General features: G+C 74.2%; 24 protein-coding genes. 17 read left to right on the top strand and 7 right to left on the bottom strand.

Annotation, left to right across the window (positions count from 1 at the left end):
- The first annotated feature begins 13 nt into the window (after positions 1-13).
- Entirely contained in the window at positions 14-1,711 is a 1,698-nt protein-coding gene (gene pyrG, locus ABD993_RS27735) for a CTP synthase (protein ID WP_345424762.1), read from the top strand.
- A gap of 68 nt (positions 1,712-1,779) precedes the next feature.
- Positions 1,780-2,343 (top strand): NUDIX domain-containing protein, encoded by a 564-nt coding sequence (locus ABD993_RS27730; protein ID WP_345424798.1) that lies wholly within the window; start codon positions 1,780-1,782, stop codon positions 2,341-2,343.
- A gap of 90 nt (positions 2,344-2,433) precedes the next feature.
- Here ABD993_RS27730 and ABD993_RS27725 read toward each other — a convergent pair whose 3' ends face one another.
- Positions 2,434-3,132, bottom strand: a complete 699-nt coding sequence (locus ABD993_RS27725; RefSeq protein ID WP_345424759.1) for a DUF1707 domain-containing protein — start codon at positions 3,130-3,132, stop codon at positions 2,434-2,436.
- Positions 3,133-3,184: 52 nt separating this feature from the next.
- On the opposite strand from ABD993_RS27725, the gene ABD993_RS27720 reads away from it, so the two are divergent.
- Complete coding sequence (locus tag ABD993_RS27720; protein WP_345424757.1) at positions 3,185-4,171, top strand: LLM class F420-dependent oxidoreductase; 987 nt, start codon at positions 3,185-3,187, stop codon at positions 4,169-4,171.
- Complete coding sequence (locus ABD993_RS27715; RefSeq protein WP_345424754.1) at positions 4,168-5,079, top strand: site-specific tyrosine recombinase XerD; 912 nt, start codon at positions 4,168-4,170, stop codon at positions 5,077-5,079. The genes ABD993_RS27720 and ABD993_RS27715 overlap by 4 nt, the downstream gene beginning before the upstream one ends.
- Positions 5,080-5,267: 188 nt before the next feature.
- On the opposite strand, the gene ABD993_RS27710 is transcribed toward ABD993_RS27715, so the two are convergent.
- Positions 5,268-6,746 carry an amidohydrolase gene (locus ABD993_RS27710; protein ID WP_345424751.1) on the bottom strand — a complete coding sequence of 493 codons (1,479 nt, stop codon included), beginning with the start codon at positions 6,744-6,746 and terminating at the stop codon, positions 5,268-5,270.
- Positions 6,743-7,915 (bottom strand): low temperature requirement protein A, encoded by a 1,173-nt coding sequence (locus ABD993_RS27705; RefSeq protein WP_345424748.1) that lies wholly within the window; start codon positions 7,913-7,915, stop codon positions 6,743-6,745. The genes ABD993_RS27710 and ABD993_RS27705 overlap by 4 nt, the downstream gene beginning before the upstream one ends.
- Positions 7,916-8,046: 131 nt before the next feature.
- Between ABD993_RS27705 and ABD993_RS27700 the strand changes: the two genes are divergently transcribed.
- From ABD993_RS27700 to ABD993_RS27650, 11 genes are all read left to right on the top strand, one after another.
- The gene (locus ABD993_RS27700) at positions 8,047-8,934 is read left to right on the top strand and encodes a ParA family protein (protein WP_345424745.1); all 888 of its coding nucleotides are present in this window, start codon (positions 8,047-8,049) and stop codon (positions 8,932-8,934) included.
- Entirely contained in the window at positions 8,931-9,734 is an 804-nt protein-coding gene (locus ABD993_RS27695; protein WP_345424742.1) for a segregation and condensation protein A, read from the top strand. The genes ABD993_RS27700 and ABD993_RS27695 overlap by 4 nt, the downstream gene beginning before the upstream one ends.
- Positions 9,721-10,389, top strand: coding sequence for an SMC-Scp complex subunit ScpB (scpB, locus tag ABD993_RS27690; protein WP_345424739.1), 669 nt, complete (start codon positions 9,721-9,723; stop codon positions 10,387-10,389). The genes ABD993_RS27695 and scpB overlap by 14 nt, the downstream gene beginning before the upstream one ends.
- A gap of 14 nt (positions 10,390-10,403) precedes the next feature.
- On the top strand, positions 10,404-11,162 hold the full coding sequence (locus ABD993_RS27685) for a pseudouridine synthase (protein ID WP_345424737.1): 759 nt from the start codon (positions 10,404-10,406) through the stop codon (positions 11,160-11,162).
- 67 nt (positions 11,163-11,229) lie between these two features.
- Positions 11,230-11,592 (top strand): chorismate mutase, encoded by a 363-nt coding sequence (gene aroH, locus ABD993_RS27680; protein ID WP_345424734.1) that lies wholly within the window; start codon positions 11,230-11,232, stop codon positions 11,590-11,592.
- Between the two features lie 82 nt (positions 11,593-11,674).
- A complete protein-coding gene (gene cmk / locus ABD993_RS27675) occupies positions 11,675-12,373 on the top strand; it encodes a (d)CMP kinase (RefSeq protein WP_345424731.1) in 699 nt (232 codons plus the stop codon).
- The gene (locus ABD993_RS27670) at positions 12,370-13,020 is read left to right on the top strand and encodes a lysophospholipid acyltransferase family protein (RefSeq protein WP_345424728.1); all 651 of its coding nucleotides are present in this window, start codon (positions 12,370-12,372) and stop codon (positions 13,018-13,020) included. The genes cmk and ABD993_RS27670 overlap by 4 nt, the downstream gene beginning before the upstream one ends.
- Positions 13,021-13,049: 29 nt before the next feature.
- On the top strand, positions 13,050-14,465 hold the full coding sequence (gene der / locus ABD993_RS27665; protein WP_345424795.1) for a ribosome biogenesis GTPase Der: 1,416 nt from the start codon (positions 13,050-13,052) through the stop codon (positions 14,463-14,465).
- Between the two features lie 13 nt (positions 14,466-14,478).
- On the top strand, positions 14,479-15,120 hold the full coding sequence (locus tag ABD993_RS27660) for a response regulator (RefSeq protein WP_345424725.1): 642 nt from the start codon (positions 14,479-14,481) through the stop codon (positions 15,118-15,120).
- Positions 15,120-16,268, top strand: a complete 1,149-nt coding sequence (locus ABD993_RS27655; protein ID WP_345424792.1) for a sensor histidine kinase — start codon at positions 15,120-15,122, stop codon at positions 16,266-16,268. Before ABD993_RS27660 ends, ABD993_RS27655 begins: the two co-directional genes overlap by 1 nt.
- A complete protein-coding gene (locus ABD993_RS27650) occupies positions 16,265-17,071 on the top strand; it encodes a (2Fe-2S)-binding protein (protein WP_345424722.1) in 807 nt (268 codons plus the stop codon). Before ABD993_RS27655 ends, ABD993_RS27650 begins: the two co-directional genes overlap by 4 nt.
- A gap of 275 nt (positions 17,072-17,346) precedes the next feature.
- Here ABD993_RS27650 and ABD993_RS27645 read toward each other — a convergent pair whose 3' ends face one another.
- Entirely contained in the window at positions 17,347-18,552 is a 1,206-nt protein-coding gene (locus tag ABD993_RS27645) for a collagen-like domain-containing protein (RefSeq protein ID WP_345424719.1), read from the bottom strand.
- Between the two features lie 170 nt (positions 18,553-18,722).
- Between ABD993_RS27645 and ABD993_RS27640 the strand changes: the two genes are divergently transcribed.
- Entirely contained in the window at positions 18,723-19,940 is a 1,218-nt protein-coding gene (locus ABD993_RS27640) for a PP2C family protein-serine/threonine phosphatase (RefSeq protein WP_345424716.1), read from the top strand.
- 71 nt (positions 19,941-20,011) lie between these two features.
- Here ABD993_RS27640 and ABD993_RS27635 read toward each other — a convergent pair whose 3' ends face one another.
- The 3 genes from ABD993_RS27635 to ABD993_RS27625 all read right to left on the bottom strand — a co-directional run bounded on the left by ABD993_RS27635 (position 20,012) and on the right by ABD993_RS27625 (position 23,036).
- Positions 20,012-20,290: a GlsB/YeaQ/YmgE family stress response membrane protein gene (locus tag ABD993_RS27635; RefSeq protein WP_345424714.1), complete on the bottom strand. Its 279-nt coding sequence runs from the start codon at positions 20,288-20,290 to the stop codon at positions 20,012-20,014.
- Between the two features lie 206 nt (positions 20,291-20,496).
- The gene (locus ABD993_RS27630) at positions 20,497-21,777 is read right to left on the bottom strand and encodes a PP2C family protein-serine/threonine phosphatase (protein ID WP_345424711.1); all 1,281 of its coding nucleotides are present in this window, start codon (positions 21,775-21,777) and stop codon (positions 20,497-20,499) included.
- Positions 21,778-21,869: 92 nt separating this feature from the next.
- Positions 21,870-23,036 (bottom strand): TetR/AcrR family transcriptional regulator, encoded by a 1,167-nt coding sequence (locus ABD993_RS27625; protein ID WP_345424709.1) that lies wholly within the window; start codon positions 23,034-23,036, stop codon positions 21,870-21,872.
- A 168-nt stretch (positions 23,037-23,204) separates the two neighbouring features.
- Here ABD993_RS27625 and ABD993_RS27620 point away from each other — a divergent pair, with 168 nt between their 5' ends.
- On the top strand, positions 23,205-24,779 hold the full coding sequence (locus tag ABD993_RS27620; RefSeq protein WP_345424789.1) for a long-chain-fatty-acid--CoA ligase: 1,575 nt from the start codon (positions 23,205-23,207) through the stop codon (positions 24,777-24,779).
- The last annotated feature ends 69 nt before the right edge of the window (positions 24,780-24,848 follow it).

Genomic DNA, 24,848 nt, shown 5'->3' with positions numbered 1-24,848 from the left:
AGGCTGAGATTCCGTGCAGACACGCGCGACTCGCCACCTGTTCGTCACCGGCGGGGTCGCCTCCTCGCTGGGTAAGGGCCTCACCGCCTCGTCGCTGGGGGAACTCCTCACGGCTCGCGGTCTCCGGGTCACCATGCAGAAGCTGGACCCCTACCTCAACGTGGATCCCGGAACGATGAACCCGTTCCAGCACGGTGAGGTCTTCGTGACCGAGGACGGCGCCGAGACCGACCTCGACATCGGCCACTACGAGCGGTTCCTCGACCGGAACCTGCACGGCCGGGCCAACGTCACCACCGGCCAGGTCTACTCCGAGGTCATCGCCAAGGAGCGCCGCGGCGAGTACCTCGGCGACACCGTGCAGGTCATCCCGCACATCACGAACGAGATCAAGGACCGCATTCTCGCCATGGGCGAGCCGGATGCGGACGGGCAGGTCCCGGACGTCGTCATCACCGAGGTCGGCGGCACCATCGGCGACATCGAGTCGCTGCCGTTCGTCGAGGCCGCGCGCCAGGTGCGCCACGAAGTCGGCCGGGACAACTGCTTCTTCCTGCACGTGAGCCTGGTGCCGTACCTCGCGCCGAGCGGCGAGCTCAAGACCAAGCCCACGCAGCACTCCGTCGCCGCCCTGCGCAACATCGGCATCCAGCCGGACGCCCTGGTCCTGCGTGCCGACCGGGAGATCCCGGAGGCGATGAAGCGCAAGATCTCGCTGATGTGCGACGTGGAGCTGGACGGCGTCGCGGCCTGCCCGGACGCCCCGTCGATCTACGACATCCCCCGCGTGCTGCACCGCGAGGCGCTCGACGCCTACGTCGTCCGCAGGCTGGGCCTGCCCTTCCGGGACGTCGACTGGACGGTCTGGGGGGACCTGCTCGACCGCGTCCACAACCCGGACGAGAAGGTCACGATCGCGCTGGTCGGCAAGTACGTGGATCTTCCCGACGCCTACCTCTCCGTCACCGAGGCCCTGCGCGCGGGCGGGTTCGCCCACCGGGCCAAGGTCGAGATCCGCTGGGTCCCGTCGGACGAGTGCGAGACCCCGTCGGGGGCCGCCACGGCGCTCGAGGGCGTCGACGGGATCCTGATCCCCGGCGGGTTCGGCATCCGCGGCATCGAGGGCAAGCTCGGTGCCCTGACCCACGCCCGCACCCGCGGCATCCCCACCCTGGGGCTGTGCCTGGGCCTGCAGTGCATGGTGATCGAGGCCGCGCGGAACCTGGCGGGCCTGCAGGACGCGAGCTCCAGTGAGTTCGACCCGCGCACCCCGCACCCGGTCATCTCGACGATGGCCGAGCAGCTGGACGTCGTCGCGGGCGAGCGGGACATGGGCGGCACCATGCGGCTCGGCGCGTACCCGGCCACGCTGGGGGAGGGGACCGTCGTCGCGAAGGCGTACGGCGCGCGCGAGGTGTCCGAGCGGCACCGGCACCGCTACGAGGTCAACAACTCCTACCGGGGCCGGCTCGCCGAGGCGGGCCTGGTGTTCGGCGGGACCTCGCCGGACGGGAGGCTCGTGGAGTTCGTGGAGCTGCCCGCCGACAGGCACCCGTTCTACGTCGGTACGCAGGCGCACCCGGAGCTCAAGTCCCGGCCCACCCGGCCGCACCCGCTGTTCGCGGCGTTCGTCAAGGCGTCGCTGGCGTACAACGCCGAGGACCGGCTCCCGGTCGAGCTGACCCCTCGCAAGAAGGTCGCCGCGTCGTGACCGAGGTGCAGCCGGGGGAGCACACCTTCCCGATCGCCTCGTCGAAGGACATCTACGAGGGCCGTGTGATGGCCGTCCGGGCGGACCAGGTCGTCATGCCCGGCGGCCGGGAGGCGACCCGGGAGATCCTCGAGCACCCGGGCGCGGTGGCGGTCGCGGCCGTGGACGACCAGGACAGGCTGATGCTGATCCTGCAGTACCGCCACGCCGTCCGCCGACGGCTGTGGGAGATGCCCGCCGGCCTGCTCGACCACGCGGGGGAGGACCCCGTCGAGGCCGCCGCGCGCGAGCTGGAGGAGGAGGCCGGGCTGCGGGCCACGGAGTGGTCCGTGCTGGTCGACGCGGTCCCCTCGCCGGGGTTCTCCGAGGAGTCGATCCGCGTCTACCTGGCGAGCGGGCTGACCCGGGTCGACCGCCCCGACCTGGGGGACGACGAGGAGTCGGACCTGGAGCTCCGCTGGGTCCCGCTGGCCGAGGCCGTCGCGATGGTGCTGCGGGGGGAGATCGTCAACGCGACGACGGTGGCGGGCGTCCTGGCCCTCCAGGTCGTCCGGGACGGGCACGGCACCACCCGCGCCCTCGACAGCCCCTGGCCGGACCGCCCCACGAACTTCGCCGCCCGCACCCGCTGACCCTCCCGCCCCCTCTCCTACGCACAAACGGCACTCTTGTGCGGACCTAGCGCACGAAAGTGCCGTTCGTGCGTCCGGGGGCGGGTACGGCTACGGCCGTAGCGGGCGGCCGCGGTCGTCGGTGGAGCGGCTGGCGAGGATCACGATGCCGTCGACGAACCCCCACACCGCGCCGAGGCCGAAGGTCACGAGCGTGACGATGAGCTGGGCGACCGCGATCGCGGTGTGCCCGGTGTAGAACCGGCCGATCCCGGCGCCGCCCAGGAACAGCTGCAGCACGCCGGCCGTGACCTTCGACTTGTCCGAGTAGGGCGCGCCGGTGCCCGGCTCGCGGCCGTAGGGCGCGGGATCGAACGGCTGCGGGTGGCCGTACGCGGGCAGGCCCGAGGAGTAGCCCGGCGCGGGCAGCCCCGCCGCGCCGTAGGTGGGGGCACCGGTATGGCCGCCCCAGGCCGGGGGACCGACGGGGCCCGGGTAGCCTGCGAGGCCCGCGGGCGGGCCGTAGGGGGTCATCGCGCCGCCGGTCGGCGGGGTGGCCGGGCTGTTCTCGGGGCGCAGCAGGACGGCGGGGTGCGGGCCGGGTAGGTCCGCGAACACCGGCCCCAGGTCCACGGTGGTGCGGGCGGCCCAGACCAGCGTGACCCGCTCCTCGTACTCCGCCCCGTCGATCCGCCCGTGGGAGAAGTGCTCCGCGAGGACCTGCGCGGACTCCTCGCGCTCGGCGTGGCCGATCCGCATCGGGGGTCGCTCGGGGCGGTGCTCGGGCGGCGAGGGTTCGGGCTCCGTCACCTCCCCGACGGTACCCGCGCGCGGCGGGGGGCAGCTCAGTAGATTCGCCGTCATGCGCTTCGGTCTCTTCGTTCCCCAGGGCTGGCGACACGATCTCGTCGGCATCGAGCCCGCCGAGCAGTGGTCGGTGATGAAGGGCCTCGCCCGGCACGCCGACGCCGGGCCCTGGGAGTCGATCTGGGTCTACGACCACTTCCACACGGTCCCCGCGCCCACCGACCAGCCCACCCACGAGGCCTGGACGCTGATGTCGGCGTTCGCCGCCGTCACCGAGCGGGTGCGGCTCGGCCAGATGTGCACCTGCATGGCCTACCGCAACCCGGCCCACCTGGCGAAGGTCGCCGCCACCATCGACGTGGTGTCCGGCGGCCGGGTGGAGATGGGCATCGGCGCGGGCTGGTACGAGCACGAGTGGCGCGCCTACGGCTACGGCTTCCCGCCCGCCCCGGACCGGCTCGGCATGCTGGACGAGGGCGTCCAGATCTTCAAGCAGGCCTGGGAGCAGGGCGTCGCGACGCTGGACGGGAAGCACTACCAGGTCGACGGGGCCATCGTGCAGCCCCGCCCGATCCAGCCCGGCGGCATCCCGATGTGGATCGCGGGCGGCGGCGAGAAGGTCACCCTCAAGATCGCGGCGAAGTACGCGGACTTCACCAACTTCGACGGCTCGCCGGAGGGCTTCACCCGCAAGTCCGAGCTGCTCGCGAAGCACTGCGAGACCGTCGGCACGGACTTCGCGGCGATCGTCCGCTCGGCGAACTACAACGTCGCGATCGCGCCCACCGAGGAGGAGGTGGAGGCGAAGCTGCAGAAGATGGTCGACCGGCTCCGCCCGTACGTCGGGGACGAGAAGGCCGAGCAGCAGGTCAAGGCGTACCGCGGGCTGCCCGCCGTCGGCACGCCCGCGCAGGTCACGGCGAACCTGAAGGAGATGCAGGAGCGCGGAATGACCTACGGGATCTTCTACTTCCCCGAGGCCGCCTACGACCGCGCCGACATCGAGCTGTTCGAGCGCGAGGTCATCCCGCAGCTGGCATGAGCGTCGCGAGTGCGGTCGAGGCCTACCTCGCGCACCTGACCGTGGAGCGCGGCAGCTCCGCGAACACGGTGCGCGCGTACCGAGGTGACCTCGACCGGTACGTGCTGCACCTGCGTGAGCGGGGGCTCGACGAGCTCGCCGCCGTCCGCGAGACGGACGTCGGCGAGTTCGTCTCGGCGCTGCGCAGCGGGCCGGTCCCGCTCGCGGCGTCCTCGGCGGCGCGGGCACTGGCCGCGGTCCGCGGGCTGCACCGGTTCGCGGCGCGGGACGGGCTGGTGGCCGTGGACGTCGCCAAGCCCGTGACGGCTCCGGCGCTCCCGGGCAGGCTGCCCGCGACCCTGACCGTGGACCAGGTCGACCAGCTGTTGGCGGGTTGCGTCGGGGACGGCCCGCTCGCGCTGCGGGACCGCGCCCTGCTGGAGGTGCTGTACTCCACCGGGGCGCGGATCTCCGAGGCGATCGGGATCGACCTCGACGACCTGGACGCGGGGGAGCGCACCGTGCTGGTGCGGGGTAAGGGCGGCAAGCAGCGCATCGTGCCGGTGGGGCGCCCGGCACTCGCCGCGGTCGACGCCTACCTCGTTCGCGCCCGGCCCGGGTTGGCCCTCAGGGGCAGAGGCACGCCCGGGCTGTTCCTCAACGCCCGCGGAGCCCGGCTCTCGCGGCAGTCCGCCTGGCACGTCCTGCGCGGTGCCGCCGAGGCCGCGGGCCTCGACCCGACCGCGGTCTCCCCGCACACCCTGCGGCACTGCTTCGCGACCCACCTGCTCGCGGGCGGCGCGGACGTCCGGGTGGTGCAGGAGCTCCTGGGCCACGCCTCGGTCACGACCACGCAGATCTACACCCACGTGACGGTCGACGCGCTCCGCGAGGTCTACGCGACGTCGCATCCACGAGCGCGGGGATAGCGCCCCGAACGGACCGGTCGCCGGCTGGTGAACACAGCTACCCATGGTGAGGCCAGCCTGCAACGTTGTCGCGTGCGGGGGCTCACCTGGTCCGCGCGCGGGGCGACTCCCTCCGCTCGCACCCGGCGTGATCCGTCCTTCGGGAGCGGAGCGGTCGCTGTGCGACCGTCCCGCTCCCGGAGGCTGGATCATGGCCAGGCGAGCCGGTGGGTCCAGGCACCGCCGAGCATCGTCGCCGCGACCGGCATCTCGCGGAGCCCGGTCGGGGTACAGGTCGCCGGGTCGGCGTCCAGGATCGCGAGGTCCGCGCGGCGGCCTTCGCGGAGGGGGCCGTCCGGGCCCCAGGACGCGGCCAGCGCCTCGGCGAGCGTGACCTGCTGCTCCGGGTGCCAGGGGGCGCGGTCGTCGCCGCTGCGGTGGACCGCGGCGGCGATGGCGACCCACGGGTCCAGCGGGGCGACGGGGGCGTCCGAGCCCAGGGCCAGGGCCGCGCCCGCGTCGAGCAGGGAGCGGAACACGAAGGCGCGTCCGGTCCGGCCCGCCCAGTAGTGGTCGGCGACGTCCCGGTCGTCGACGGCGTGCTCGGGTTGCACGCTCGCGACGATGCCCAGCGCGGCGAACCGCGGCACGTCCGCGTGCTGCAGCAGCTGGGCGTGCTCGACCCGGCCCCGCGCGCCGGTCGCGGCGAAGGCGTCCAGGACGAAGGCGTTGGCGGCGTCCCCGATCGCGTGCACCGCGACGTCCAGCCCGCCCTCCGTGGCCCGCTCCAGCAGCGGGACCAGCTCCGACGGCGCCACCAGCACCATCCCGCACGGGTGCGCGGTGCCCTCGAGACCGGGGTAGGGGTCCACGCAGAAAGCGGTCCGGGTGTTGAGCGAGCCGTCGGTCACGATCTTCAGCGGGCCCATCGTGAGCAGCCCGTCGGTGTCCGGCACGGCGTCCCCGGTCCGGGCCCCGCGCTCCAGGGCCTGCGACAGCGCGGGCGGCCACACCGACGACACCACTCGCAGCGACCGGGACCCGGCCGCGATCCGCGACCGCCAGGCGTCGAGCGGGAAGGGGGCCTCGAAGTCCACGATCCCGACCACCCCGCGCGCCGCGGCCGCCCGCGCCGCCTCCGCGGCGTACCGGTCCAGGTCCGCGGCGCGGCGGACGTCCTCCATGATCGGGTGCCAGTCCTGCTCCCGGACCACTCCGCTCGGCTCCGGGGCGATGCCGTAGTGCGCCGCCGCCGCGGAGTTGAGCCAGCAGCAGTGCAGGTCGCCGGACACGAGCACCACCCGGACGCCGGGGGAGGCGGCGTCGAGCAGGTCGAGCCGCGGGGCGTCCGGCCACAGCCCGTCCCGGAACCCGGCGCCGACCAGTACCCCCTCCGCGGGCGGCGCGGTCCGCAGCCGCGCCGCCACCAGGGCGACGGCCTCGGCGGCGGACCCGACCGCGGACAGGTCGAGCCGCTGCCGGGCCAGCGCCCACTGGTCGAAGTGGACGTGGTTGTCCCACAGTCCGGGCACCACCGTCCGGCCCCCGAGATCGAGACCGGGGCCGGGCTCGTGCGGCCGGATCGCCGTGATCAGACCGCCTGCCAGGGTGAGGTCGACGACGGCGCCGTCGACCCGGGCGGCGCGCAGCGTCTCGGGCCCCGGGTCGCCGCTGTTCGCGGCACTCACGCGTGCCGCAGCCGCAGGAACCCGGCCAGCGCGGCGGCGAGCACCAGGCCCATGACCAGGACCGACACCCCGATCCCCGCCACGGGCGCCAGCAGTGGGCAGAGCAGCAGCAGGACCACACAGCACCCGACGAGCGCGGGGGTGAGCGTCCCCGCCGGCCACACCAGCCGCCGCAACACCGAGATGACGACGAGGAACACCGCGACGGGCACGGCCACCGCGAACCCGGAGACCAGCGGCGACGCGTGGGCGTCGTGCTCGGCGACCTGCACCGCGACCTCCAGCCCGGCGCCGAGGGCGGCGATGGCGCCGAAGACGAAGTAGTGCCCGTAGCCCCAGGTTAGCGCGGTGCGCACGGAGTCGAAGCCGTGCTCGTCCCCACCCAGGAAGTACACCCACCAGATGCCGAACATCAGCAGCAGCCCGCCGAGCCCGACCAGGATCAGCTCGAGGGAGAGGCCCGTCGTCATGGAGCTCTGGAAGGCCACGGTGGTGGCGAGGATCACCTCACCCAGTCCGATGATCGTGAACAGCCCGTACCGCTCGGCGATGTGCTCGGGATGCCAGCTCGTGGGCCGGGCCCGCTCCGCCCAGGCAGGGACGGCCAGCTCCGCCAACGCCAGCACGCCGAACAGCACGATCCCCGCGACCCCCGGCACGAACAGCCGCGCGATCCACGCCAGCTGCACCACGGCGATGCCCAGGGCGTAGCGGCGCGCCGTGACCCGGCCCTCGACGTGGTCGTGCGCGGCGCGCAGCCACTGCGCGACCTGCGGGATCCGCATCACGGCGTACCCGACCGTCACGATGGTGAAGTCGTAGTCGTTCAGCGCCGCGGGTACGCCCGCCGCGAGGATCAGCGCGCCCGCCATCTGGAGCAGGACGAGCAGGCGGTAGGGGACGTCGTCGACGTCGTAGGCCGAGGCGAACCAGGTGAAGTTCATCCAGGCCCACCAGATCGCGAAGAACACCATCGCGAACCCGACCAGGGCCGCGACCGTGTGGTTCTCCTCGATCCCGTGCGCCAGCTGGGCCGCGGCCTGGGCGATCGCGACCACGAAGCACAGGTCGAACAACAGCTCCAGCGGCGTCGACGCCCGGTGGGACTCCGCGGGGTCCCGACCCTCCATCCGCCGCCGCCAGGGCACCTGAAGTCCCGGAACCGCCACCGTGATCCCCTCTCCGAAGTCAGCCGACCCTCACGGGATAGGTTGCTCCATGCCCGTTGGGCGTGGCGCGTTGCCCCCGGGACCTGCAGTTCCTACGCTGCGGCCCAGGTAGGGAGATCATGAGGAGCCACATGGACACACCACCCGCTGGGGACGGTCCGGGCCCCGACTACGACCCGACCGTCGAGGAGCCGCTGCAGACCGCGGGCAGGCACCGCGTCGGCGCGCCCGAACCCGAGCCCCTGACCGAGCACGGGCCCGCCCGGGTGATCGCGGTGGCGAACCAGAAGGGCGGGGTGGGCAAGACCACGTCGACCATCAACCTGGGCGCCGCGCTCGCCGAGTACGGCCGCCGGGTGCTGCTCGTGGACTTCGACCCGCAGGGCGCGTTGTCCGTCGGGCTCGGGGTGCAGCCGCACCAGCTGGACGCCACGATCTACAACCTGCTGATGGACCGCGGGGTCGAGGCCGAGGACGTCATCCTCGAGACCGCCGTGCCCGGGATGGACCTGCTGCCCAGCAACATCGACCTCTCCGCGGCCGAGGTGCAGCTGGTCACCGAGGTCGGGCGCGAGCAGGCGCTGGGCCGGGCGCTCAAGCGGGTGCTGGGCAACTACGACGTCGTGCTGATCGACTGCCAGCCCTCGCTCGGCCTGCTCACGATCAATGCCCTGGCCTGCGCCGACAACGTGCTCATCCCGCTGGCCTGCGAGTTCTTCTCGCTGCGCGGCGTCGCGCTGCTGATGGACACGATCGACAAGGTCAAGGACCGGCTGAACCCGGACCTGGAGCTGATCGGCGTGCTGGCCACGATGTTCGACTCGCGCACGCTGCACACCCGCGAGGTGCACCAGCGGGTCCTCGAGGCCTTCGGGGACCTGGTGTTCGACGCCGTCATCAACCGCACGATCCGGTTCCCCGAGACGACCGTCGCCGGCGAGCCGATCACCACGTGGGCGCCCACCTCCAGCGGGGCCGCGGCGTACCGGATGCTGGCCCGCGAGGTCATCGCCCGGTGACCCTGGCCGACGACACGACCCCGCAGGTCAGGCCGCGTTTCACGGTCCGGCTCCACAACTACGAGGGCCCGTTCGACCTGCTGCTGCAGCTGATCGGCAAGCACCAGCTCGACGTCACCGAGATGGCGCTGCACAAGGTCACGGACGACTTCATCGCCCACCTGACCGCGCTCGGGGACGACGCGGACCTGGACGAGACCACCGAGTTCCTCGTCGTCGCGGCGACCCTGCTGGACCTCAAGGCCGCCCGGCTGCTGCCGAACGCCGAGGTGGAGGACGAGGACGACCTCGCGCTGCTGGAGGCGCGGGACCTGCTCTTCGCCCGGCTGTTGCAGTACAAGGCGTACAAGCAGGTCGCGAGCCTGTTCGCGGAGCTGGAGAAGACCGCACTGCGCCGCTTCCCGCGCTCGGTCTCGCTCGAGCCGCGGTTCGAGGGGCTGCTGCCCGAGGTGCTGCTCGGGATGGACGCCGCGTCGTTCGCCGACCTCGCCGCGAGCGTGTTCCGGCCCAAGCCGCCGCCGGTCGTGGGGGTGGACCACGTCCACCAGCACGACGTCAGCGTCCCGGCGCACATGGCGATCCTGCGCGAGCGGCTGGCCGAGCTGGGGGAGGCCACCTTCGCCGTGCTCATCGAGGACTGCACCGAGACGATCGAGATCGTCGCCCGGTTCATGGCGGTGCTGGAGCTGTTCCGCGAGCAGAGCATCGCCGTCGATCAGCCCGAGGCCTTCGGGACGCTGACGGTACGGTGGTCACCCGGACCCCTGACCTCGAGCGAGCCGGAGCATGAGCCAGCCTGAGGAACCCACCGACCTCGACGCGCTCGAGGCGGCCTTCGCGGCGCCGTCCTCGGAGACGGAGCCCGCGGAGTCGACCATCGGCCCCGGTGTCGACGAGCCCGGCCTGCCGGTCCTGCACCGCGAGGACGAGCTGGCCGCCGCGCTGGAGGCCCTGCTCCTGGTCGTCGACACCCCGGCGGACGAGGCATCGCTGGCCGCGGCCCTGGGCGAGCCCGTCGCGCGGGTGGAGCGGGCGCTGCGCCACCTCGCCGAGTCCTTCCGCGAACGGGGCAGCGGGATCGACCTGCGCCGGGTCGGGGAGGGGTGGCGGTTCTACACCCGCGACCTCTACGCGCCGTACGTCGAGCGCTTCCTGCTGGACGGCCAGCGCGCCAAGCTGACCCGGGCCGCGCTGGAGACGCTCGCGGTCGTCGCGTACCGCCAACCCGTCACCCGGGCGCGGGTCGCGGCGGTACGGGGTGTGAACTGCGACGGCGTGCTGCGTACGCTCGTGTCGCGCGGTCTGGTGGAGGAGGCCGGTGTGGACGGGCCCACGCAGGGCACGCTGTTCCGCACCACCGAGCTCTTCCTGGAGCGGCTGGGGCTGTCCTCGCTGGAGGACCTGCCCCCGCTGGCGCCGCTGCTGCCGGACATCGACGCGATCGACGAGCTCTAAGAGGGAACAACGAGATGGTGGACTCCGCACCGACGGGTGTGCGGCTGCAGAAGGTGCTCGCGCAGGCGGGGGTGGCCTCGCGGCGCGCCTCCGAGGACCTGATCGCGGCGGGCCGGGTGTCCGTCGACGGGCAGATCGTGCGCGAGATGGGCCGCCGGATCGACCCCGAGACCGCCGTCGTGCACGTCGACGGGTCGCGCATCCAGATCCGGGACGACCAGGTCTACCTCGCGCTGAACAAGCCCGAGGGCATGCTCTCGACGATGTCGGACGACCAGGGCAGGCTCTGCGTCGGCGACCTGCTGATGCACCGCACCGAGCTGCTCAACCAGGCCGGGCGGCTGTTCCACGTCGGGCGGCTGGACCAGGACACCGAGGGCCTGCTGCTCATCACGAACGACGGCGAGCTCGGCCACCGGCTCATGCACCCCTCCTACGAGGTCGAGAAGACCTACGTGGCGGAGGTGCTGGGGCAGGTGCCGCGAGACGTCGGCAAGCGGCTGCGGGACGGGATCGAGCTGGAGGACGGGCCGGTGCGGGTGCACTCGTTCCGGGTCGTCGACTCGCTGCCCGGCCGCTCGATGGTGGAGCTGGTGATCCACGAGGGCCGCAAGCACATCGTCCGGCGGCTGCTGGACGAGGTGGGCTACCCCGTCCAGCGGCTGGTGCGCACGGCGATCGGCGAGGTCCGGCTGGGCGACCAGCGGCCCGGCAAGCTGCGCCCGCTCAACCAGAACGAGGTGGGGGCGCTCTACAAGGCGGTGGGTATGTGAGCGAGCGTGCGAGCGAACCGTCGACACGGCGAGCCGAAGCGCCGAGCGAGCGAAGCGAGGGAGAGCGGTGAGTGTCAGGGCGATCCGCGGCGCGATCCAGGTGGAGGACGACTCCCGCGAGGCGATCCTCGAAGGGTCCGCCGAGCTGGTCACCGCCGTGCTCAAGCGCAACGACCTGACCAGCGACGACGTCATCTCCATCCTGTTCACCGCGACCCCGGACCTGACCGCGGAGTTCCCCGCGTACGCGGCCCGGCTGCTCGGCCTGACCGACGTCCCGCTGATGTGCGCGGTCGAGATCTCGGTGCCGGGGGCGATGCCCCGGGTGCTGCGGCTGCTGGCGCACGTGGAGACCGACCTGGCCAGGTCGGACCTGCGCCACGTCTACCTCCGCGGCGCCGCCGCCCTGCGCCGCGACCTGCCGAGCTGACGCCGCACCCCCATCAGGCACAATGGGCGGTGAGGCTCGCGCGGTGGTGGGGGCAGGGATTTCGTCGCGTGGGGAGTGGGGCATGGTGCTGACCGGGGTCGTCGCGATGGACGGGCCGTCCGGCACCGGCAAGTCCACGGTGTCCCGGCGGCTCGCCCGCGAGCTCTCCGCGGCCTACCTGGACACCGGCGCGATGTACCGCGCCGCCACGCTCGCCTGCCTGCGCGCCGGGCTGACCGCCGAGAGCGGGCCCGAGCAGCTGGCCGGGATCGCGATCGCCGCGGACCTGGAGTCGGTCACCGACCCGGCCGCGCCGCGGATCCTACTCGCCGGGACCGACGTCGAGTCCGAGATCCGGGACCAGCCCGTCACGCAGGCCGTCTCGGCGGTCTCCGCGGTGCCGGAGGTCCGGGAAGCGCTGGTCGCGCGGCAGCGGGCGTTGATCGAGAAGGCGCTGGCCGAGGGCCGCGGGATCGTCGTGGAGGGGCGGGACATCGGGTCCGTCGTCGCGCCGGACGCCGGGCTCAAGGTCTACCTGACGGCCTCGGAGGAGGTCCGCGCCGCCCGCCGGGCCCGGCAGGACCTCAAGGCCGGTCGTCGGGCGGACGGCGCCGCGGTGCTCGCGGACGTCCAGCGCCGGGACCGGCTGGACTCCACCCGCAAGACCTCGCCGCTGCACGCCGCGCCGGACGCGCTGGTCCTCGACACGGACGAGCTGTCCGTCGACGCGGTCCACGCGGAGCTGCTGCGCCTGGTCGGGGAGCGTGGGCTGGTCGGATGACCACCACTCTCGCCGCGACCGACCTGCCGGAGGGCGCCGATCCCCGGCTGCACGACCTCGCGCGCTGGGTCGGCACGTGGTGCTTCGTGCCCGGCTACCGGGTGCAGGTGCACCACCGGGAGCGGATCCCGGCCGCGGGCGCGGTGGTGCTGGTGGCGAACCACAGCGCGATGGTCGACGGGCCGCTGCTGTTCGGACTACTCGGCCGCCGGTCGGTGTTCCTGGTCAAGCGGGAGATGTTCGTGGGTCCGCTCGGGCGCGGGCTGCGGGCGATCGGGCAGCTGAGCGTGCGCCGGGGCGAACCCGAGCGGGCGCCGCTGACCGCGGCGCTCGGGGTGTTGCGCGGCGGCGGGCTGGTCGGGGTGTTCCCCGAGGGGACCCGCGGCAGTGGGAACGCAGACGCCGCCCAGCAGGGTGCGGCGTGGCTGGCCCGGGCGGCGGGCGCGCAGATCCTGCCGATGGTGGTCCGGGGCACGCGGAGGACCGGCGGACGCCGCTTCCGCCCCCGAGTGGACGTGTTGGTGGGCGAGCCGTTACCGGCCCCCACCGGGAAGGGCCGGGCGGAGCTCGCCGCGGCCACCGAGACCGTGCGCGGCGCCCTCGCCGCCCTGGTCACGGAACTAGACGAGGTACGGAGCAGGACGTGAGTGACATCAGCGGCGGCGATCTCGCCGCCATGGCCGAGCTGGGCCTGGACCCCGACGAGTTCGTCGGCGAGCACGAGATCGGACCGGACGGCGAGATCCTCGCCGAGGCCGGGCCGACGCCGGTGCTGGCCGTGGTCGGGCGACCCAACGTGGGCAAGTCCACGCTGGTCAACCGGTTCCTCGGGCGCCGTGAGGCGGTCGTGCAGGACATCCCGGGCGTGACTAGGGACCGAGTCTCCTACGACGCGCTGTGGAACGGGCGCCGTTTCACCGTCGTCGACACCGGCGGCTGGGACCCGGACGCGACCGGGCTGCAGAAGGAGGTCACCGCGCAGGCCGAGCTGGCCATGCGCACGGCGGACGCCATCCTGCTGGTCGTGGACACCCGCGTCGGGGCCACGGCGGTCGAGCAGGCCGCGGCGGACGTGCTGCGCCGCTCGGACCGGCCCGTCCTCGTCGCCGCGACCAAGGTGGACGACGAGCGCGCCGTCGCGGACACCGCCGCCCTCTGGGGCCTGGGCCTCGGCGAGCCCTACCCGGTCTCCGGCCTGCACGGCCGCGGCTCCGGCGACCTGCTGGACGCGATCCTCGAGGCACTCCCCGAGACCCCGCGCGAGACCTTCGACAACACCCCCGGCGGGCCGCGCCGCGTCGCGCTGGTCGGCAAGCCGAACGTCGGCAAGTCCTCGCTGCTCAACCGGGTGTCCGGCGAGGTCCGCTCGGTGGTGCACGACGTCGCGGGCACGACCGTCGACCCCGTCGACTCCCTGGTGGAGCTGGACGGGGAGATCTTCCGCTTCGTGGACACCGCGGGCCTGCGCAAGCGGGTCAAGACCGCCAGCGGCATGGAGTACTACGCCTCGCTGCGCACCCAGGCGGCCATCGAGGCCTCCGAGGTGGCGCTCGTGCTGCTCGACGCGAGCGAGCCGATCTCCGAGCAGGACCAGCGCGTGCTGACCATGGTCGAGGAGGCGGGTCGCGCGCTGGTGATCGTGTTCAACAAGTGGGACCTCGTCGACGAGGACCGCCGGACCGCGATGAAGCGCGAGCTGGAGCGGGACCTCGTCCGGGTGCGGTGGGCGCAGACGATCAACATCTCCGCGCTGACCGGCCGGTCCACCTCGCGGATCGCCCCGGCCATGCGCACCGCGCTGGCGAGCTGGGACCAGCGGATCCCGACCGGTCGGCTCAACAGCTGGCTGTCGGACGTCATCGCCGCCACCCCGCCGCCGGTCCGCGGCGGCAAGCAGCCGAAGGTCCTCTTCGCCACCCAGGCGGCCTCCCGCCCGCCCACGTTCGTGCTGTTCACGAGCGGTTTCCTCGAGGCGGGCTACCGGCGGTTCCTGGAGCGGCGGCTGCGCGAGGAGTTCGGCTTCGAGGGCTCCCCGATCCGCCTCTCCGTCCGGGTCCGCGAGAAGCGGGAGCGGAAGGGCCGGAAGCGCTGACTAGGATCGCCCCATGTCCCATCCGGTGCGCGTCGTCCTCGCGGACGACGAGCCGTTGCTCCGGATGGGCCTGCGGACCGTGCTGGAGGCGCAGGGGACGGTCGCCGTCGTCGGCGAGGCGGCGGACGGGCGCGGGCTGATCGCGGCCGTCGACGAGCACCGGCCGGACGTGGTGCTGGCGGACGTCCAGATGCCCCTGATGACCGGGCTGGAGGCGTTGGCCGTGCTCTGTGCCCGCCCGGACGCCGTGCCCGCCGCGGTGCTCACCACCTTCGACCTGGACGACTACGTGGCCGAGGCGCTGCGCATCGGGGTGCAGGGGTTCCTGCTCAAGGACGCCGAGCCCGAGGCCCTGATCCGCGCCGTGCGGGACCTCGCCGCCGGGGGAGCCGTGCTGGACCCGCGGATCACCGCGCGGCTGCTGCCCCGGCTCGTCCCGGAGGCTCCGCGGCCGCAGCCGCGCCCCGCCGACCTCACCCTGCGCGAGACGCAGGTGCTCCGGCTGCTCGCCGACGGCGTGTCCAACGCCGCCATCGGCCTCGAGCTCGGGCTGGCCGAGGCCACGGTGAAGAAGTACGTGTCCGCGCTGTTGGTCAAGCTCGGCGCGGAGAACCGGGTCCAGGCCGCGCTGCTCGCGCAGAGCTGGGGGGCGTGATGCGGACCCTGCTGCGTCCCGGCGGTCCCGTGCGGGTGGTGGCCGTGGAGATCCTCGCGATCGGGCTGCCCGCGCTGTTCGTGCTCCTGTCGGCGCCGGGACCGCACTCCTGGTCGCTGGTCGCGGGCCTGGTCGCCTGCGGGCTGCTGCCGCTGCGGCACCTCTGGGCCCCGCTCGCCGTGCTCGGCACGCTGCCCGCCATCGCGGGCGGCCTCGGCTGGCCCGCCGAGATCGTCTCGCTGTTCGTGCTCGGCAGGCGCAGCACGCCCGCCCGCTCGGCGCCGTGGTTCGTGCTGGTGATCCTCGCGGCCGTGGTGCCCGTGCAGCTTCGCGAGGTGCTGACCTGGCAGGCGAGCATCCTGTCGGTGGCCTTCGCCATCCTGTCCGCGGGCACGCCGCTCGGCTTCGGCCTGCTGGTCGCGGCCCGGGAACGGCTCACGGCGGGCCTGCGTGAGCTGGAGAGCGCCCGGGAGGCCACGGTGCTGGCCCGCGAGGCCGCCGCCCGCGCCGAGGAGCGCGCCCGGATCGGCCGGGAGGTGCACGACGCCGTCGGCCACCACGCCACCCTGATCGCGGTGGGGGCGGCGGCCCTGGCCGCGTCCTCGGAGGAGCAGCACGTGCGTGAGGCCGCCGAACGGCTGCGGGTGCAGGCCAAGGAGGCGCTCGCCGAGATGCGCACCGCGCTGGGTCTGGCCGGACCCGCGCGCAGCGCCGGGTCCGGCGCCGTCGGCGAGTTGGTCGACGGGGCCCGGGAGAACGGGCTGGACGTGGCCTGGGAGACCGTCGGCAGTCCGCGTCCGCTGCCGGTCGCGCCGGACCACACCGTCTACCGGGTGGTCCAGGAGGCGTTGACCAACGCGGCCCGGCACGCCCCGGGATCGCGGGTCCGGGTGACCGTCGACTGGCGGCCGGACTCGATCCGCGTCGAGGTGGTCAACGGCCCGGCCGGGCGTCCGGTGCGCGGCCTGGGCGCCGGTGGCGTGGGTCTGGCGGGGCTGGGCGAGCGGGTGCGGTCGGTCGGCGGCGTGCTGCACCACGGTCTCGAGGCCGAGGGCTTCCGGGTCCTCGCGGTGCTGCCGCTGGCCCCGGAGACTCCGGGCACCCCGCCGCGCGGCCAGTCAGTGGCCTCCCGGCCGGTGGCCCCGTGAGCAGCCTCGCCGCCACCGCGGGAGCGCTCGAGGCCGTCCACTCGCGCTTCGGCTTCGACCTCGCCCCCGAGGGCCCGGACTGGCACCCGTACCCGACGCTGCCGGCGCGGCTGCAGGAGTGGGCCGCCGAGCTGACCGGGGAGGGTCGGGCGCCGTCGGAGGTGGCGATGTCGCTGCTCAGCGGCGTGACCGGGCCGGTGCTGCGGCCGCTCGCGGTCGCCTGGGTGCTCCGGGGCGAGCTGCTCGCCGTCGACGCCGCGACCACGGCCGTGCGCCGCCGCGGCCGGGTGACCGACCGCGCCGCGCTCGCCTGCGAGGTCCACCCGGCCGACCCCGTCGAGCTGGCGGATCGGCTGGTCGCGCTGACCGCCCCGATCGTCGACACCCTGCACGGGGCCACCCGCTACGGCGCGCGGCACCTCTGGGGCGGGCTCGGGGACGTCCTGTCCTCCCACTCCCTGTGGGCCGGGCGCCACCGCGGGGACCCGCCCGCCGCGCTGCACGTCCGGTTCGCGCAGGTCCAGGCGGTGCTCGACCGAGTCTCGGCCGCGGTCGGCGTCGAGTTCCCCCGGCCCGAGCCCTTCCCGCTGGTCGGGCCGGGGCGGGAGACCGTCGCCCAGGTCCGCGGCACCTGTTGCCTGCACTACCGGATCCCCGGCCGCACCCACGCGGACGGGACCCCGCGCTACTGCGGCAGCTGCCCGCTGATCGACGACGAGGCCCGCCGCGTCCGGATGCGCCCGCTGGTGGAGGAGGGCACCACCACGGCGCGCACCGCCCACCTCGGCATGCCCACCGCGTAGCCTGCCGACACCAGGATCCGGCGGGGTCGGCCACTCGTCGGGGAGTGACGCGATGGTGGAGCACGGGCACGCCGGCGCCCGGCGGAGTCGACCGAGCGGATCGAGGCCCGCTGCGTCCGCGCCCGGAAGCTCCGGAGGACGTCCTCGCTACCGCGTGTTCCCGGCCGACCCGCTCGCCCTCTCCCGGCGGCTGCTCGGTCCGGCGGTGGCGGGGCTCAGCCCCGCGCGCACACCCTGAGCGCCCGGGACGGACCGTCCCGGGCGCCCACGGCGGGTCAGGCGATGAAGCGCACGTTCGAGGCCGGTCGGGCCTCGGGGGTCTCCTCGGTCGGGGTGATCGCGCGCAGGAACAGCCCACCCTGCAGCTTCACCACCGCCGACGCGACGGAGGCCAGGTAGCGGACGCCGACGCGCGGGTCGAGGACCGTCCGCGGGGAGAGCTCGCCCGCGGCCTGGACGACGCCGCGGAACAGCTCGCTCGGGCGGGGCTGGATCAGCCACGCCGGGCCACTCGCCCCGACCGGGCCCTGGACGCCGGGGAGACCGACGGGGCCTGCCGGTCCCGCCGCCCCTCGGTCGCCCTGGACGCCCTGCGGGCCGGTGATGCCCTGGAGGCCGTCCTCGCCCTCCCGGCCGCGCACGCCGGTCGGACCCTGGAGGCCCTGCTCGCCCTGCTCACCGGTCTCACCGATCACGCCGCGCTGGCCCTGCGCCCCGGGGAGCCCGGGCAGGCCGGTCACGCCGGTCTCGCCGACCTCGCCCCGCGGGCCGGTCGAGCCGGGGGCCCCACGCTCGCCCTGCAGGCCGGTGGGGCCGTCCGGGCCGTCGACGCCGCGGGCGCCGGGCAGCCCGGTCACGCCGGGACGTCCCTGCTCGCCCTGCTCGCCGGGCAGACCGACCGTGCCGGTCGGGCCCTGGTCCCCCGTCGGGCCGACCGGGCCGACGGGTCCCTGCTCACCCGTGGTGCCGGGCTCGCCTGCGGGGCCGTGCTCGCCCTGCGGGCCCTGCTCGCCGATCAGGCCGACGGGCCCCTGCTCGCCCACCGTGCCGCGCTCGCCGATGGGGCCGTGCTCGCCCTGCGGGCCCTGGTCACCGACCGGGCCGACGGGGCCCTTCGCGCCGACCTCGCCCTGGGGGCCCTGGTCGCCCGCGGGGCCGACCGGCCCCACCGGGCCGACCTCGCCCTGGGGGCCCTGGTCGCCCGCGGGACCGACCGGCCCCACGGGACCGACGTCGCCCTGGGGGCCCTGGTCGCCGACGGGGCCGACGGGCCCCTTGGCACCGGTGTCGCCCTTCGGGCCGTGCTCGCCGACCGTGCCGGTCGAGCCCTTGGGGCCGAGGTCGCCCTTGGGGCCGAAGTCGCCCTTGGCACCGTGGTCGCCCTTGACGCCCTTGTCGCCGACGGCGCCCTGCGGCCCCTTCTCACCCTTCCCGCCCTTGTCGCCCCGGTCGGTGTTCGGTGATTCGGTCGTCTGAGCCATGAAGGAGGTGCCTCTCGGAGTGTGGTGCACGAGCCGCGCGAGGTGGTCGCGCGGCGTGACACTCGGAAGGTGCCCCGTCACTAGATCGATACACGGTCCGCCGGCTGTGCCTCCGGTCACCGTCGCGCCCGTGACGGGATCCGCGGTGGTCGACCCGCTAGGGTCCGCCTGTGACGGCTCCCTCGGACTCGGGCTGGACCGGCGTCCTGCGCGGCGTCGTGGACCGCTCCCACCTGATCACGGGAGATCAACTGTCCCCGATGGTCGACGAGCTCGTGCACGCCCTGCACCTGACGGCCGAGGTCTACCTCGTCGACCTGGGCCAGACCGTGCTGACCCCGGTCCGGGTGGACGGTGTCGCGCAGGCCCCCGTCGAGACGGGTGCCGCGGGGCGCGCCTACCAGCTCGGGGAGATCGTCGAGGAGACCGACGCGGACGGGACGCGGCTGCTCTGGGTGCCGATGCTCGACGGCACCGAACGCGCCGGGGTGCTGCGGATCGGGCTCGGCGCGAGCGTGCGGGACGACGCGGACCTGCGCCGGGACGTCTGGTCGCTGTCGGGGCTGATGGGCCACATCGTGATGGCGAAGATCCCCTACAGCGACCGGCTGCGCCGGATGCGCAACGCGGGCGGACTCTCGGTGGCCTCCGAGCTGATGTGGCAGATGCTGCCGCCGCGCACGATGGCGACCGAGGAGGTGGTGATCACCGCCATCCTCGAACCGCACGACCGCGTGGCCGGGGACGCCTACGACTACTCCGTGGACAGCAGGATCGCCACGCTCGCCGTCTACGACGGTCTCGGCCACGACTTCGCCGCCACCCAGAGCACGGCGCTGGCGCTCACCGCCGTCCGCAACTCACGGCGGGCGGGGGTGACGGACCTGGTGGCGTTGGCGGCGCACGCGGACGAGATGCTGCTCGCCCAGCCGGAGCCGCTCCGGTTCGTCACCGCGGTGCTCGCCTCGCTGGACACCCGCACGGGCGTGCTGCGGTACCTGCTCGCCGGACACCCCGCCCCGCTGCTGATCCGGGACGGCAGGCTGGTGAAGGAGCTCGCCCAGCCGCCCCGCCCGCCGCTGGGGGTCCGCGGCGGGCACCCGGGCGAGGTGCACGAGGAGCGCCTGGTCCCCGGGGACCGGGTGCTGCTGTACTCCGACGGCATCACCGAGGCCCGGGACCACACGGGGGAGTTCTTCGGCGAGCAGCGGCTGGTGGAGTTCACCGAGCGGGCGGAACGGGACGGCCTCGCCGCCCCGGAGACCCTTCGCAGGCTGGGCGCCGCGGTGATGGAACACCAGCGGGGCCGGTTGCAGGACGACGCGACGCTGCTGCTCGTCGACTGGTCCGCGGCCTCGCACACCCGGCTGTTCCCGTCGTCACCCTGACTGCCTGCACACACGACAGCACCCGGCGGCCGAGGCCACCGGGTGCTGCCGGGAGGAGCTGGGCTCCGAGGTCAGTGGCGGACGCCGCGGCGACCGTAGGCCCCCGCCACGATGGCGACGCCGATGACGGCGACGACGAGCTGCACCAGCAGCTCCAGCCAGTCGATTCCGCTGGTGGCGGTCGGGATGCCGATCGCGCGGGCGAGGAAGGTGCCGATGAAGGCGGCCACGATGCCGACGACGATGGTCAGCCAGATCGGGATGTTCTGCTTGCCGGGCAGGATCAGCCGGGCGAGCGCGCCGATGATCGCGCCGATCACGATGGCGGTGATGATTCCGGTGACGGTCATGTCTTCTCCTGATGGTGCGGACGTTCGTGCGTGGACTGCCCGCGGCTGGTGACACTCGACCCCGTGGCACGACCCGGCCGATGTCGACCGGGTCTGGCCCGGATGCCCGATTGCGAGGGGTCGGCAAACGCCCGTGGTGAAAGTTCGTCCGTTTGCGCCGACGACGCAGCCCGTCCGGCGGTCACCGCCGAGCTCGGCGGCCGGGCTCAGGCGACGGCGATGCGGACCACGACGACCCCGGCGTCGTCCGACGCGGTGTCGCCGGCCTGGGTGTAGGCGGCCGCGGCCAGGATCTCGGCGAGCCGGTCCGCGTCCGCCCCCGGGGCCGCCGACCCGAGGGCGGCGATCACCCCGGCCTCGTCCAGCTGCTCGTCGTCCCCGGCCCGGTGGGCCTCGGAGATGCCGTCGGTGTGCAGCACGAGGCTGTCCCCGGCGACCAGCTCCAGGTCCTGGGCGGCGATCGGCGCGGCCTCGAGGAGCCCGAGGACGAGGCCGCCGGCGTCGAGCTGCTCGACGTGTCCCGCCGCGCGTCGGACGAAGCCCGGCGGGTGCCCGGCGCTGGCCACCCGGACCCGCCAGGCCGAGCCGGTGGTCGGCCCGGTGAACGTGGCGTAGGCGCAGGTCACGAAGCTGACGCGACCCGCGAACCAGGCGTGCAGCACCTCGTTGACGGTGCCGAGCACCCGGACGGGATCCGCCTCGGAGTGGGCGGCCGTGCGGACCGCGGCCCGGGCCATCGCCGTGGCCCGCGCGGCGAGCGCGCCGCGCCCGCAGACGTCCCCGATGACCACGCCGAACCCGGTCGGGGTGGGGATGACGTCGTAGAAGTCGCCCATCACCTCGACCCCGGAGCCGCCCGCGTGGAACCGGGTGCCGATCGCGACGCCCGGCACCTCCGGCGGCGCGGTGGGCACGAGGCTCTGCTCGAGGACCTCGGCGAGCGCGGCCGCCTCGGCGGCCTGTTCATCCGCCGCCAGTACGGCCAGCCGCAGGGCGATCTCCCCGGCGGCGGCCAGGGCCAGGTCGCGCAGGGCGGCCACCTCGGCGTCCGTCCAGTCCCGCGGCACACCGTCCATCGCGCAGAAGTTGCCGACGACGACGCCGTCCGGATCCTGGACCGGGACCCCGACCCAGGAGGCGGCGGCGAAGTCGTGGATCTGGGGCAGGTCGCGGGTGCGCGCGTCCGCGGCGGTGTCCCGGATCGCGACGACGTCCCCGGCGTCGATCACGAGATGGCAGGCGGCGTCCTTCACCGGCGACTCGTAGGTGCCGTCCGGGCCGCAGATCACGGCCGGGTCCGGCGCGCCCTTGAGGAACGACCGCACGTCGTCCACCACGGTGAGGGCGACCATCGGGGTGCCGAGGATCGCGGAGCCGAGCCGGGTGAGCCGGTTGAAGGCCTCCTCCGGACCGGTCTCGAGCAGCCGGGTCGCGCGGACGGCGGCGACCCGGTCGGACGAGGCCACCCCGAACCGTCCTACCGCCACCCGATCCGCCTTCCCGTCCGCCCCGTCGTCGCCCCATCATGCCCTGCGGCGCGGGTGTGGGCGCGTCCGTGTCGCGGGACCGGTGCGCGCGGTCAGGACGGCAGGAGCACGGCCTCGGCGACGGCGCGGACCTCCCGACCGAACCCGGGCCTGCGGACCAGGTGCGGGGTCTGCGCACCCGCGGTGACGACCATCAACGCGGCCTGGACCTCGGTGCGCGCCGCGACGGCGTCCAGCTCGGGACGGACGGCGCGCAGCAGCTCGGTCCACTCGGTGACGTAGTCGTGCTGGGACTGCCGGGCCCGGTGCACCTCGGCCGCGGGCAGGTCGCGCAGCTCGCCGAGCACCACCGCGACCATCTCGCTGCGCCGGGAGGCCAGCCGGACGTAGGAGTCGAGCAGCCGGTGCAGCGCGTCGGACTCGTCCCGGGCCGCGGCCAGCGCGGTGCCGAGCTCCATCCACAGCCACTCGTCGCCGCGGTCCAGGGCGGCGAGCAGCAGCTCCTGCTTGCCCGCGAAGTGGTGGTAGACGCTCGGGCCACTGATGCCGGCCGCCTCGCCGACGTCGTCGATCGTCACGGCGGGATAGCCGCGGTCGGCGAAGAGCACGCTCGCCGCCCGCAGGATCCGTTCCCGACGGGAGTGGGGTGCCACACCGGTGGCGACCGGTTCGACGGCCGCGCCCGCGGGCTCGCCGAACCCGGTGTGCACGATGCGCAGCAGCACCGCGGGCAGGACCGTCTCCGGCCCCTTCAGCCGGTGGAAGGAGGCGCTGGCCATCGCGGCCAGCGCCGACCACGCGAGCAGGTCCGCCCGCTCCGCGTCCAGGCCCGGCCGCTCCCGGCGGATCCGCTCGGCGAGCAGCCGCGCCACCGCGCGCAGGTCTGCGCGCACCTCGCGGCGGACCTCCGCCGGCAGCAACCGTGCCTCCCGCTGCCAGAGCACCCCCGCCGTGCGGTGGGTCGCGGCGAGCGCGCCGAGCTCGACGACGAGCCGGTCCAGGGGGGTGTCCGACGCGGCGGCGAGGTGCTCGGCGAACGGGGAGAGGGTGGCCCGGGCCGCCGCGACGAACAGCTCCGTCTTGCCCGGGAAGTGGCGGTAGAGCGCGGAGGGGGCCACGTTCACGCTCCGCGCGATGTCGCTCATCGCCACCCCGGAGAACCCGACGCGGGCGAACAGCTCGACCGCGGCGGCCGTGATCAGGGCCCGCCGGTTGCGCGGCCGGGTCCCGCGGGCGGGGACGGACAGCTCGGCCGGCATCAGGGTCTCCCGAACCGTCGCCCACATGGACCGAACCGAACCGCCCCGACCCGGGCGACACCTCTGCTCTCGTACTGGGTGGATCTCCGAGCAGACACGGTCGTGGGCACGGTCTCGAGCGTAGAAGACGTCGCGACCGTTGACTAGTCATCATTCACATGGAACCGTCTGCGCGATGTCATCCCCAAGGGCGAGGAGCGGCATGTCCCTCACGCAGGCACTGCACCGAGCGGTACAGCAGACCCCGACCTCCCCGCGACGGTCGTCGCGGGCCGGACCCGGACCTGGCGCGAGTCGGCGGAGCGGGTGGCCCGGCTCGCGGCCGCCCTCGACGGCCTCGGGGTCGCGGCGGGGGACCGGGTCGGTGTCCTGGCGCTGAACTCCGACCGCTACCACGAGTACCTCTTCGCGGTGCCGTGGGCGGGCGCGGTCCTCAACCCGGTCAACGTGCGCTGGAGCCCGCAGGAGATCGCGTTCTCGCTGCGGGACTCGGACACGCGGGTCCTGCTGGTGGACGACACGTTCGCCGGTCTGGTCCCTGCGCTGCGCGCCGACACCCCGCGGCTGCGCACGGTGATCCACTGCGGGGACGGGCCGACCCCCGAGGGCACGCTGTCCTATGAGGACCTGGTGGCCGGGCACGAGCCGGTCGCGGACGCCCGCCGGGGTCCCGAGGACCTGGCCGGGATCTTCTACACCGGCGGCACCACCGGCCGGTCCAAGGGCGTCATGCTCAGCCACGCCAACCTCGTCGCCTCGGCGCTGGGGTCGGCGGCGAGTGGGGTGTTCCTGGGGCCGGGCGGCAGGCTGCTGCACGTCGCGCCGATGTTCCACCTCGCCGACCTGGCCGCGTGGTCGGCACGCTGCCTGCTCGGGGGGACGCACGTGATCCTGCCGTCCTTCACCCCCGCGGGCATGCTCGCCGCGGTCGAGACCGAGCGCGTCACCGAGGTGCTGCTCGTCCCCACGATGATCCAGATGCTGGTGGACGACCCGGCCGCGGGGGACGCCGACCTGTCGAGCCTGCGGCGGGTGATCTACGGGGCGTCGCCGATCTCGGAGGCGGTGCTGGACCGCGCGTCGCGGGTGTTGCCGAACTGCGAGTTCACCCAGGCCTACGGCATGACCGAGCTGAGCCCGGTCGCGACGCTGCTGAGCCCGCAGGACCACCGGGACGCCGTGCGCCGGCGCTCGGCGGGCCGGGCGGCGCCCCACTCCGACGTGCGGATCGTGGACCCGGAGGACGTCGAGGTGCCCCTCGGGGAGGTCGGCGAGATCGTGGTGCGCGGCGGCCACGTCATGATGGGCTACTGGGAGCGGCCCGAGGAGACCGCGCAGGCGCTGCGCAACGGGTGGATGCACACCGGGGACGGCGGTCGGATGGACGCGGACGGCTACGTCCACGTCGTGGACCGGATCAAGGACATGATCATCTCCGGCGGCGAGAACGTGTACTCGGTCGAGGTGGAGAACGCGCTGGCCAAGCACCCGGGCGTGGCGAGCTGCGCGGTGATCGGCGTCCCGGACGAGGAGTGGGGCGAGCGCGTGCACGCCGTGGTCGTGCTCGCCGCGGGCGCGCAGGTGGAGCCGGAGGAGCTGCGGGCGCACGTCCGTGCGCAGATCGCGGGGTACAAGACGCCGCGCAGCGTCGAGTTCGTCGACGCGCTGCCGATGTCCGGGGCGGGCAAGATCCTCAAGCGCGAGCTGCGGGCCCGACACCGCGCGCCCGAGCCGGCGCGCTGAGCAGACATGCCCTAGACGAGTAATTCCTAACGGCGTGGCTGCCGGGGATATGGCAGGAGGGTGTTGAAG

The organism is Pseudonocardia xishanensis (assembly GCF_039541715.1).
Lineage (GTDB): Bacteria > Actinomycetota > Actinomycetes > Mycobacteriales > Pseudonocardiaceae > Pseudonocardia > Pseudonocardia xishanensis.
This window is presented reverse-complemented; position numbering and strand designations above follow the sequence as displayed.